The following is a 9,632-nucleotide window of genomic DNA, read 5'->3' on the forward strand; positions in this document are numbered from 1 at the left end:
TATATAGCTGCTGGTGAAGAAGAATATAGGCTGTTGAACCCGCCCCTACAGGAATATGTGACCCCTGGGTGGTTGGGAAAGGCGATCGCTCATAGTGTGGTCCGGGCATCTTGCCTGTATAGTTGAGGGAGGGACAAAACTTTATTTTTGTTGACAATGGGAGGTAATCCGATGAATAATGATGTTTCAGATCTTTATGAACAAGATTATTATCTTTGGCTTCAAGAAACCTATCAAACACTTGAGAAAAAAGAGATAAATCGACTTGATTTTCCGCATCTAATGGAGGAAATTTTAAGTTTGGGAAACGAACAAAGACGAAAAGTATCTAGCTATTTAAGACAACTGTTGATTCATTTATTGCTTTACCAGTATTGGGAATCGGAAAGGCGGCTTTGCGGTAAGGGCTGGCAAAATGAAATTGATAATTTTCGGTTTGAACTGGAGTTATTGCTAAAGTCTCGAACTTTGTATAATTATTTCTTGCAGGAGATTGAAGAAATTTATGTCAAAGCCAGAAAGCAAGCCATTAAAAAAAGTGAATTACCCCTGGAGATTTTTCCGGAAAGGTGTCCTTTTACTGCCGAGAATTTGCTGGACTCTGAATTTCTGCCCTAAATCAACCATTTGAGCTGACCACAGCCGTTGTCGCGATCGCATTCCCGTCCCGCTTATGGGGGGAGTAACGGGGGATGTCGGCTGGGAGTCGGCGGTTGGCGATCGCTTTGGCGGGTGATATAATTCGGGTTGATGCCTCAATAAATTCTTTCGCCGCAGGGGGAGGTGGCAAGGTGCGATCGCATTACATCACAGCCAGCCTACCACTACCCTAGCAGGATTACTGAAATCCTGGGAAATGGGGATGGCGATCGCTTTTTGAAAACCATCCACGGCTTCTTCTAGCTTACGGCTCGGCAGCAGTTGATTACCTCTCACTAAATCGCTGACTTCCCAGACTAAACTGATGCGGAAACCCTCCCCCATTGTACCACAGCCATAGAAATTTGTCAAGTTGCGTAAGTATCTTGATATGGTAAAATACTGGGGTATGTGAATGTAAAATCTACTTTGATGTTTGTTGTTTAAACCGCCCCTTTGATGACGGCAGTCAAGAAGGGTTCAGGCTGGTTGGCGAAGCTGTTATCAACATTCTCTATGGAATTCATGCTCAAGGTTGGCAGTTGATGATATGTTGAGAGGGAGCCAGAACCGAGTTGTTTGATGGGGGGAATCAGTCATAAAATCGGAGGAGCGATATGTTAAGTCAGGAAACTGTTAAGACTAATCCGACGGAAGAACAGAAAATTTCATTGACTTTAGAGGAGTTTCTGGATTGGTATCCGGATGGTTATGAGGGTCGATTTGAATTGCATGATGGGGAGATTGTTAAAATGCAGCCGACTGGAACTCACGAAAAAGTGGCAGGTTTTCTGGCATCCAAAATATCAATTTACATTGATAGTTTAAATTTGCCATTTTTTATCCCTCGCCAAGGACTAATTAAAGCCATAGATTCTGATAAGTCGGCTTATATTCCCGACGTTATGGTATTAGATGATAATGCCCTAGAAAAGGAGCCTCTGTGGACAAAGCGATCGACTATTACTCAATCGGTGAGTATTAAGTTGGTTATAGAAGTCGTCAGTACCAATTGGCGGGATGATTATTTGATGAAGCTGGCAGAATATGAAAAATTAGGGATAGGCGAATATTGGATAGTTGATTATTTGGGGTTGGGAGGTCGGCGTTATATTGGAGACCCCAAAAAACCGACTATTTCGGTTTATCATTTAGTTGAAGGAGAGTACGAACTCCATTTATTTAGAGGTGAAAATGTGGTGACTTCGCCAACTTTTCCAGAACTCAATTTGACCGCCGAACAAATATTTAAGGCAAGGCAGTAGCTGAGGATAACGGTTATGACAATAAGTAATACAAGAAAGACCATGCCCCAGATAGTTGGGCTTTGCTAGTATCAATAATTACAAGAATTCCCAAACTTTTGGACTTGCTTAGATTCTCAAGTGTCAATTATGGAAAAATTGCTGCAACTGCATATTGAAAAATTACCTGAAGGTGTTTATTTAGCAACCAGCGATGCTTTGCCTGGTTTAGTTGCTCAGGGAGAAACTCTGGCTGAAGCTTTGGAAATAGCTCGTGATGTAGCCGTTAAGTTAATAGAAGCTCGTCGTGAAAGACAACTTATGAATTGGGAAGGTTTACAAACTCTTGCCGAAAAGTTTGATTATCCATTGATTATTAATGAATAATTTGTTTGATGGGAAGATTGTCAGGATTTCGCTATCGAGAAATTGTGAAAAAGTTGAAGACTTTTGGGTTTGTTTTTGACCGCCAAGCTGCTGGTAGTCACGAAATTTGGTACAACCCAGCTCGGAATTTATATACCACGATTCCTAACCATTCGGGAGATATGCCAGAGGGGACTTTGCGGGCAATTTGAAAGCAAGCTGAAATCCGTCCAGAAGATTTTTTAAATGCTTGATTTAAATGAAAAATGGGGATAAGACTGAGGATGATATTGGTGCTAATTTATTTACAAAATGGGGGAGGGGGGATGTGGGCTGGGAGTCGGCGGTTGGCGATCGCTTTGAGGGGTGATATAATTCCGGTTGATGCCTCCATAAATTCTTTGACCGCAGGGGAAGGTGGCAAGGTGCGATCGCATTACATCACAGCCCGCCTACCACTACCCTAGCAGGATTACTGAAATCCTGGGAAATGGGGATGGCGATCGCTTTTTGAAAACCATCCACCGCCTCTTCTAGTTGACGGCTCCGCAGCAGTTGATTACCCCTCACTAAATCCCTGACTCCCCAGAATCAAGTCTATATAGACGGGTTGGATTCACCCAGGGATTATACCATCATCAGGATATTCTGGCGAAGGATTTTAATCCACCCACAATCAACTACACTTGTCAAGTACGGATAACCGAATGCTTTATTCCGGCAAACCGAATGCCGCTCGCTCTAGGTAATGCGATCGCTTGTTTGCATAAACGGGGTTTTTTGAAAAAACGGGGTTTCTTAATCTCCTTTTCTGGTAGGATGGGATGGGGCGATCGCACTTTATCATCAGGTAATTGACATTAACCCCCATTTCGCTTGGGCATATTCTAATTTGGGGGATGCTTTGGCTAAACAGGGGAATTTAGATGAGGCTATGGCTTGGTGGGGTCAAGTCATTGATTTATAGATTCTTGAGAACCAAAACAGGTTGTTGACAACGTCCCAAGTCTTGATTTATCATCAAAGACTCAGAAAATCCGAAACTGTCTAGTATTTCCCAACCATCCAACATCATTGGTAAACGGATTTTGCCATAAATTCGATGAGCATTCCAAACAACGCAATCTTGTCCTATCGGAACAGAGAAGAATAAAAGTCCATCTTTCTTAATCAACTTTTTAGCTAATTTCATCGCCTCTAAGTCTCCATTAGGGTTAATGGGGTCTCCATAACGACCCAAACCGTCATGTTCAAAGGATGAGATGGAAATACCAACATCTGCTTGAATATTGCTACTGATATAATCCTGATAAGACAAGACCTGAACTTGTGGATGCTCAGAAACAGGCAGATTATAATCAATCACATATACATTTCCAGCTCCTTTCCAAAGAGATATAGCATCACAGTTAATACCAGCCAAACCAAAAATCAGAACACTCTTATTGAGAACGCTATATTTATTCAACGCATTTAATAAATCATGTAATGTCCGACCATAGTATTTGAAGGAACCATTTTCCAGTTGATAAAAAGCATTATCGTAATCCTGCATACTAATATGTACAGGAGAGGTGCGAGTATTATTATAATAAGAATAAATAACTGGAATGCGATCGCCAAGAGTAAAATCAACCTTCAATTCTGTGGGGATTTGTTTGGGAGGGGGAGAAGGAGGTAGGCAGGCGTGACGATAAAAGTTGGCAGATAAAGTTGGTTCATCTTGATTAGAGTCTAACTTTAAGCTTTCAGAGCTGGGTAAAGGATCGCCATATATTTCAACTTCATCAAGATGAAAATACTCATTTTCTCGCAATTGTAACCGCACAAACCGTGCGACTTGATGTTGCATATTTACTTTCAAGGGCTTTCCGTCAATCCCACCAAATGGATTTTCCTGATGATTTGAGTAGCATAATTTCCAATTCAGTGCATCCTGAGACAATAAGATATTTAAAGTCGAGGCGCGTTCTTTAAAATTCATCCGATTAAAAATTTTGATCTCAGAAAGCTGATAGTTTTTTTGCAAATCAATCTGCCACCAAGGTTGGTTTTCTAGGGCAGTATGAAATCCGAATCCGCCAGTTTTATTACCATTGCAGGCACCGTGAGGATCGTATTTTTGATGATCGTAAATAGAACTTTGAGCTGTGGGTTTGTTGAAAGCCAAGTTAGCACAAGAATCGGTATCATCATTACAGATACCAAATACCTTGATGGCAGAAAAGTGTAAAGCTGTGTCTTCGGGTGAGAATATGGTTATATACCGTCCTTTTGCTTTTTTAAGGATTGTGTTACATTCTAAGTCATCTCCTTTCCAAAAAGACTCATTTATGTTAAGCGGTAAACCGAAAGACAGATCGGGTTTAAGGCTATTGTGTACTGTGTAAAACAAGCAACGAGCGCGTTCTTTACATACATCGACTCTATTGGCGATCGCAAGGGAAGTCAATATGTGTTCTTTGTCTAAATCAATAGTAATGTACTGATTAGAGCCAAATCCGGTATGAAAAAAGAAAGGTTTTTTCCGCTCTACCAAGCCTTGTTTCGGATAGTTACCATAGCTACTACTAAGATAATAATTTTTCCCTTCAGCCACATCAGTAATATCTTTGGAGTCGATGTTTATATCTTCTTCCAATAAAAGACTTTTAGTAATTGATTGTGTCAGTTGATACAACCGTAGCAAAACCGAATCTTTATTGGGATTTGGTTCTTTGTTAGCAAGGCTTGACATATACATATAATAGTTCAGCTTATCTTCAAGCAATTTAATGGTTGAAGCATGATTGCGAGGAACTTGAGTGGGTGATTCTTCACTTAAAAATATAGGCATTTTTGTATTTACATTCCTCTTAATGTCTAGGGGATGTGGCATCATGGGTTCATGGCAAGAGGAGAGATTCTTCTCATTGAAGCGATCGCGTCTTAAAAAGGTTAACTCATAAACATTGGGCAGATTGATCTGGGTTCCGGGAATCATAAAGTCACCACAGCAATTGTTTGGGTGTGCATGAACACAGATAAAGTACTGGTCAAGTTTTCTGAGAAATGGACCGAGACTCACCTCAAACTGTTCAGGATTTCCGGCTACCCCTAGACCATGAACTTCAACGAGAATTATTCTAAACCTTTTCAAAACTTGCTCTGAGGTTTGTAGTATATTGCGGTATTCTGCTCCTTCAATGTCCATTTGCAGCATCAGATCATCTTTTTGATCAGGTGCAAGTTCTTCAACCCAAGCATCTAAGGAAATGCTATCCGTTTCACCATTGACATCTAGCCACTTCTTCTTAAATGTTTGCATTCCTTCTTTGAGGGGGGTTTGGAATTTATCTATATCACTAGACTTGTCACACATATGGCATTGAATACCATAGGTATCTGTTAATTCATCTTCAAAATTCTTACGGTTGGCGACACCCGGAGAAAAGCAGGCTTTGATCTCATCAAGGTCGTTGGGTATTAAATACGCTCCATCTCTTTCCCCTCCGATTCTAATCAGTGGAACTGGTGAAGGCTTGGGTTTCATTATAAGTATTGTTGAGAGCATATTAGAGACACTATTGGCAGACATTTGGGGACTCCTTAAATGATTGTTTTTATCGATGTTAACAATAGGTATAACCTTAGAAATATTGGACTTATCTATATCAAAATCCAAAGAACTGAGGGGATACGATAGCATCAGTTGGCGCTGTTCGTTAGTGTTTTGCCAGTTCCGGTTCAATATTTCAAATTTGTAAGTACCCTTTTTATCAATGACTCTTACGCACAAAATATTTGGATTCCCCCATGTATTAAAGGAATTCTCAAAATAATACACTGTTTTTATATTCATTGAAATAGTTGTAACAGCCGGAGCAAAAGTCCCCATACTAACTACCAAAGTTTTTGCTTTGAGCAAATACTCTATATCTTCTCTCAAACTGCCACTGATTACCCGCACTTGCAAACAATACGCCTTAGCAAAATCAATCAGTGGCTCAATTATGGGATTAGATTTATTTTCAAAAACCAACGATATGGAATTCCATGGTTGGAGTGTGATGATTTTCTGATAGAATGAAAGTGGCGGTTGACCGTAAACAGGATGCGGATTGTGGGGTCTAAAAATATCACCAGAGCGTATATGTATCACCAGGTCTTTATCACCCAGTGGCTCACCAGAAAGTTTTAAATTGACGAATTCCATTAAATCCATCATATTTAAATAGATACTGGCCATCATATTGTTTAAATAGAGACGGGGTCTAGTAGTGGATAAAGGATTTAAAGTTAAATGATCAGGATAATAATAAAATGTACCTTCCAAAACCAGTTTTTCTGATGAAAAGTCAGGTTCACTTGTATTCATTATTGTGATTCCTGATGGTGTCTTCGATTCTCCTTGCTTAATATACCACCAGTTACTCAGATAGATTCTTGAGGCTCCTATGGTTTTGGCAATGTGATATGCATGAGATAATTGAATAACGTTATTCCCAAATCTACCGTATGTTATCACCTTTAAAGCCGTAATATCGCCGACAAGATTATCTACATTGAGTTGGTCAATCTCGACAAAGCGAAGCAATTCGTATCGACCCCTCATTAATGACAAGTCAATTCCATTTTGTTGAGCAAACTTTTGTTCAAGATCCTCGATGGAGTGATATGCCAAATTCAAACCGGCAGATTTTTTATCCGGTTCCAAGTTAGGCTTATGATGATTAGACTCCATCAGAGTACCTGGTTTTTCTCGGTCTCTTGCTGCTGCTTTCATAACCGATGTCAACCGAAATTGAATTGGTGGTGAATTAGGATTAATTTCTAGTGCTTTCTGAAAAGCTGCCTTAGCTTCTTCTAAACGCCCCAACTGTTCTAAGGCTTCCCCTAGCTTGTAGTGAGACCAATGGAAATGGGGATAATGTGCGATCGCTTTTTGAAAAGCATCCACGGCTTCTTCTAGCTTACCGCTCTGCAGCAGTTGATTACCCCTATCAAAATCGCCGACCAATTTTCTGACTCCCCAGACTAAAGCAATGCCGAAACCGTGGCTAATTGTACCACAGCCATAGAAATTTGTCAATGTCAATTTGGGTAAGTATCGTGATATGATGCTCGTGTATGTCAGGGGTGGGTGTGGATTGGGAAGTTAGTTATGAGGAGTAGTCAAGGAATGAGTGCGGGTGAGTTACTGAAGCAGGCTAATCAGTTGAAACGGTCTGGGAAGTTGGAAGAGGCGATCGCACTTTATCGAGAGGCCCTTGAATTAAATCCTAATTTTGCTTGGACTTATTATGAGCTGGGGGATGCTTTGGCTAAATTGGGACAGATTGAAGAAGCAATGATTTCATACCGTCATTCATTTGATTTAAGCCCAAAATCTCCAATTTTTCAAAAAGCCTTAGATCAATATTCAAGTTTTCAGATAGCATATGGAAAGAGTGATTTTACCAAAACAAGTAAAATTAATGGCGATATTGTTTCTTCACAGAAGCATCACGCAATTATTAGCGGAACTGGGAGAGCGGGAACAACATTTTTAGTTCAACTTTTAACGTATTTGGGACTAGATACAGGTTTTGAAGATACAAATAGTCATGTGTTCAAAAATTGTCATGCAGGAATGGAAAAAAATATATTTAGTGAAGATGCCCCATACATTATAAAAAGTCCTTGGTTATGCGATCATATAGACGAAATACTAGAATCGAAAAAATATGTCATAGATTGCGCTTATATTCCAATTAGAGATTTATTTTCAGCAAGTGCAAGTAGAATATATGTACATCAAAATTCTGGAAATTAATCTAAACATCCACCCGGAGGATTATGGCATACTCATGACCCGTCCATGCAAGAATGTGTATTATCACGTCAGTTATATAAGCTAATTTATCATCTAGCCAAACATGATATAAGTTGCGTTTACTTAATTTTCCCACGATTTATATACGACCCAGAATATTTGTATATAAAACTTGCCTTTCTAATAAAACACATTAGTTATAGTGATTTTTTATGTGCTTTTAATAAAATTGTCAAACCAGAATTAGTTCATAAATTTGAATGGAATTTGCAAAACACAGTAATCCAAGCCAAAAGTTTTCTTCAGTAAATTAAAGAAAAAGAATCTGGAAAAATGTCTCTAGTTCTTGAGGTCTGGATGTAAATTGGTGTATTAATTATTATGATTAATCAAAAGATAAATTCAGGTCAATTACTCGGACAGGCTAATCAGTTGAAACGGTCTAGGAAGTTGGAAGGTGCGATCGCATTACATCACAGCCCGCCTACCACTACCCTAGCAGGATTACTGAAATCCTGGGAAATGGGGATGGCGATCGCTTTTTGAAAACCATCCACCGCCTCTTCTAGCTGACGGCTCCGCAGCAGTTGATTACCCCTCACTAAATCCCTGACTCCCCAGAATCAAGTCTATATAGACGGGTTGGATTCACCCAGGGATTATACCATCATCAGGATATGCTGGCGAAGGATTTTAATCAACCCACAATCAACTACACTTGTCAAGTACGGATAACCGAATGCTTTATTCCGGCAAACCGAATGCCGCTCGCTCTAGGTAATGCGATCGCCCGAGTTGTGGGGATATCTAAACTCAAATGAGGGTGACTTACAATGTATTGATAATGTCAGTTTTAGCAACTCCTTTGTGTCGGGAAATTGCTCGTAAAATACTATTGAGAGTTCCCAGTCGCAAAGGGTTATGATTGGGAATGCTAATCCTTTGATGGTGGGGCAACTCCGTTTCTAAAATAATGTGGCTCCCCTGTTAGTGAACCACCTCATAATCCCATTGGCGACAGAGAATGTCTGCCAAATGAGTCCCTTTCATATCTCTGGGGATTTTCATCGATAATTTGGATCGATCTACTTACTGGATGACTAAGATTTCTTCTTTGACTAGATGTAGCTTGACATTGGGACAGCTAGGTTGGTCGAAATAATAGCCTTTGATGGCTTCATTGACATGGACTCGTAACGCTTCCCAATCATCACCCTGAGTGAAGATATCCTCGGTCAAACATTCGGCTACAAATCCGCCATCTTCTTCCTGATACACTTCAAAAATGATGACTGAATTCATTTTTATCATCCTCGTTCATGGGTGACATCAATCCTAAAAAATGGTCGCTATTTTCATTCAAACTTTGACCCAGAAGGAGCTTGTTCGGTTCCGATCATACCACAAGCTGATCGTTAAAGTGTGCGACGATCGCATTTCGATCGCACCCATCCTGTCAACCCCCAGCCCTCATGGCCCCATCGGAATTGCTGACGACACCTGTTGTTGCGATCGCATTCCGGCGCCTGGATATGACACGGAGGGTGTTTGACGTGATGCGGCGGGTGCAGCGGTCCCCACAGAAGCGC

The 9,632-nt window shown here is 40.3% G+C and carries 14 protein-coding genes; 10 read left to right on the plus strand and 4 right to left on the minus strand.

The genetic code is table 11. The annotated features are described in order from the left end of the window. The first annotated feature begins 171 nt into the window (after positions 1 to 171). Together ACTIE0_RS20795 and ACTIE0_RS20800 are read left to right on the plus strand one after the other, a co-directional pair. Positions 172 to 618, plus strand: coding sequence for a DUF29 domain-containing protein (locus tag ACTIE0_RS20795; protein ID WP_108615132.1), 447 nt, complete (start codon positions 172 to 174; stop codon positions 616 to 618). Positions 619 to 692: 74 nt separating this feature from the next. Further along, entirely contained in the window at positions 693 to 833 is a 141-nt protein-coding gene (locus ACTIE0_RS20800) for a hypothetical protein (protein WP_187758698.1), read from the plus strand. Here ACTIE0_RS20800 and ACTIE0_RS20805 read toward each other — a convergent pair. Further along, the gene (locus tag ACTIE0_RS20805; protein ID WP_187758699.1) at positions 808 to 1,011 is read right to left on the minus strand and encodes a hypothetical protein; all 204 of its coding nucleotides are present in this window, start codon (positions 1,009 to 1,011) and stop codon (positions 808 to 810) included. The two genes, ACTIE0_RS20800 and ACTIE0_RS20805, sit on opposite strands and share 26 nt — an antisense overlap. Positions 1,012 to 1,256: 245 nt before the next feature. Here ACTIE0_RS20805 and ACTIE0_RS20810 point away from each other — a divergent pair, with 245 nt between their 5' ends. The 4 genes from ACTIE0_RS20810 (at position 1,257) to ACTIE0_RS20825 (ending at position 2,716) form a co-directional block, all read left to right on the plus strand. Next, entirely contained in the window at positions 1,257 to 1,904 is a 648-nt protein-coding gene (locus ACTIE0_RS20810; protein ID WP_046321596.1) for a Uma2 family endonuclease, read from the plus strand. A gap of 129 nt (positions 1,905 to 2,033) precedes the next feature. Beyond that, positions 2,034 to 2,270, plus strand: a complete 237-nt coding sequence (locus ACTIE0_RS20815; RefSeq protein WP_006622279.1) for a type II toxin-antitoxin system HicB family antitoxin — start codon at positions 2,034 to 2,036, stop codon at positions 2,268 to 2,270. Between the two features lie 8 nt (positions 2,271 to 2,278). After that, a complete protein-coding gene (locus tag ACTIE0_RS20820; protein ID WP_006622280.1) occupies positions 2,279 to 2,461 on the plus strand; it encodes a type II toxin-antitoxin system HicA family toxin in 183 nt (60 codons plus the stop codon). An 81-nt stretch (positions 2,462 to 2,542) separates the two neighbouring features. Further along, the gene (locus ACTIE0_RS20825; protein WP_192808274.1) at positions 2,543 to 2,716 is read left to right on the plus strand and encodes a hypothetical protein; all 174 of its coding nucleotides are present in this window, start codon (positions 2,543 to 2,545) and stop codon (positions 2,714 to 2,716) included. On the opposite strand, the gene ACTIE0_RS20830 is transcribed toward ACTIE0_RS20825, so the two are convergent. After that, positions 2,691 to 2,819, minus strand: a complete 129-nt coding sequence (locus ACTIE0_RS20830) for a hypothetical protein (RefSeq protein WP_315662951.1) — start codon at positions 2,817 to 2,819, stop codon at positions 2,691 to 2,693. The genes ACTIE0_RS20825 and ACTIE0_RS20830 overlap by 26 nt on opposite strands. Before the next feature lie 159 nt (positions 2,820 to 2,978). Here ACTIE0_RS20830 and ACTIE0_RS20835 point away from each other — a divergent pair, with 159 nt between their 5' ends. Together ACTIE0_RS20835 and ACTIE0_RS20840 are read left to right on the plus strand one after the other, a co-directional pair. Next, entirely contained in the window at positions 2,979 to 3,107 is a 129-nt protein-coding gene (locus ACTIE0_RS20835; protein WP_280949146.1) for a hypothetical protein, read from the plus strand. 1 nt (position 3,108) lies between these two features. Beyond that, on the plus strand, positions 3,109 to 3,216 hold the full coding sequence (locus ACTIE0_RS20840) for a tetratricopeptide repeat protein (RefSeq protein WP_233497939.1): 108 nt from the start codon (positions 3,109 to 3,111) through the stop codon (positions 3,214 to 3,216). On the opposite strand, the gene ACTIE0_RS20845 is transcribed toward ACTIE0_RS20840, so the two are convergent. Continuing rightward, the gene (locus ACTIE0_RS20845; protein ID WP_006670231.1) at positions 3,211 to 7,248 is read right to left on the minus strand and encodes a DUF268 domain-containing protein; all 4,038 of its coding nucleotides are present in this window, start codon (positions 7,246 to 7,248) and stop codon (positions 3,211 to 3,213) included. The genes ACTIE0_RS20840 and ACTIE0_RS20845 overlap by 6 nt on opposite strands. 162 nt (positions 7,249 to 7,410) lie before the next feature. On the opposite strand from ACTIE0_RS20845, the gene ACTIE0_RS20850 reads away from it, so the two are divergent. Together ACTIE0_RS20850 and ACTIE0_RS20855 are read left to right on the plus strand one after the other, a co-directional pair. Beyond that, a complete protein-coding gene (locus tag ACTIE0_RS20850; RefSeq protein WP_006670232.1) occupies positions 7,411 to 8,043 on the plus strand; it encodes a tetratricopeptide repeat protein in 633 nt (210 codons plus the stop codon). 381 nt (positions 8,044 to 8,424) lie between these two features. Beyond that, on the plus strand, positions 8,425 to 8,589 hold the full coding sequence (locus tag ACTIE0_RS20855; protein WP_006670234.1) for a hypothetical protein: 165 nt from the start codon (positions 8,425 to 8,427) through the stop codon (positions 8,587 to 8,589). 543 nt (positions 8,590 to 9,132) lie between these two features. Here the strand turns inward: ACTIE0_RS20855 and ACTIE0_RS20860 are convergent. After that, complete coding sequence (locus ACTIE0_RS20860; RefSeq protein ID WP_006622285.1) at positions 9,133 to 9,345, minus strand: type II toxin-antitoxin system HicB family antitoxin; 213 nt, start codon at positions 9,343 to 9,345, stop codon at positions 9,133 to 9,135. Positions 9,346 to 9,632 lie beyond the last annotated feature (287 nt).

Origin of the sequence: Limnospira sp., assembly GCF_051859755.1 — a bacterium.
Lineage (GTDB): Bacteria > Cyanobacteriota > Cyanobacteriia > Cyanobacteriales > Microcoleaceae > Limnospira > Limnospira fusiformis.